The sequence below is a fragment of the Mycobacterium sp. 1245111.1 genome (genome assembly GCF_001673405.1).
GTDB lineage: Bacteria > Actinomycetota > Actinomycetes > Mycobacteriales > Mycobacteriaceae > Mycobacterium.
This window is the reverse complement of the sequence record NZ_LZLV01000027.1, coordinates 1-1,057: the sequence shown is the minus strand read 5'-3', so window position 1 is coordinate 1,057 and position 1,057 is coordinate 1. Positions and strand designations below refer to the sequence as shown.

General features: G+C 60.3%; 1 protein-coding gene. It reads left to right on the top strand.

The features are described 5' to 3' along the window. The coding region (locus A5658_RS05695; RefSeq protein WP_156751276.1) for an MMPL family transporter at positions 1 to 1,057 on the top strand (1,057 nt) is incomplete at both ends.

The window sequence follows — 1,057 nt, the reverse complement described above, 5'->3', positions numbered from 1 at the left end:
CGATCGCGCTGATCGGCCTGCTGACCCTGCCGGGTTACCAGACCAGCTACAACGACCGGTTGTACATCCCGCACAACATCGCCGCGAACAAGGGATACGACGCCGCGGAGCGCCACTTCTCGCAGGCCCGGCTGATGCCGGAAGTCATGATGGTCGAGGCCGACCACGATTTGCGCGATCCCGCTGACTTCCTGGTACTCGACAAACTGGCCAAGGGCATCTTCCGCGTCCCCGGAGTCTCACGCGTGCAATCGATTACGCGCCCGGAGGGCACGGCGATGGAGCACACCTCGATCCCGTTCCAGCTCAGCATGCAGAACGCCGGGCAGGTGCAGACGATGAAGTTCCAGAAGGCCCGCATGGACGACATGCTCAAGCAGGCCGACGAACTCGAAGACACCATGAACCGGATGAGGCACATGTACGGCCTCATGCAGCAGCTCACCGGCATCACGCACAAGATGATCGGTGAGACACGCGAAATGCAGGCCGTCACCGAAGAATTGCGCGACGACGTCGCCAACTTCGAGGACACCTGGCGGCCGATCCGCAGCTACTTCTACTGGGAGAAGCACTGCTACGACATCCCGATCTGTTTTTCGTTCCGGTCCATCTTCGACGCGGTCGACGGCATTGACGAGATCGACGACAAGTTCCAGATACTGATCAACGACTTCAGTCAGCTGGATGCGCTGATGCCCCAGTTGCTCACGGACTTCCCGCCGATGATCGACAGCATGGAGAACATGCGGACGATGATGCTGACGATGCACAGCACCATGTCCGGGATCTTCAATCAGATGGACGACATGAGCTCCAATGCGAATGCGATGGGTCACGCGTTCGACAAGTCGAAGAACGATGACACGTTCTACCTTCCGCCCGAGGCGTTCAAAAGCCCGGACTTCGCGCGAGGTCTCAAACAGTTCATCTCACCCAACGGGCACGCCGTCCGGTTGATCATCTCGCACGAGGGCGACCCCGCCACCCCCGAGGGCATCAGCCACATCGCGCCGATCAAGAAAGCCGTGCACGAGGCGATCAAGGGCACGCCCTG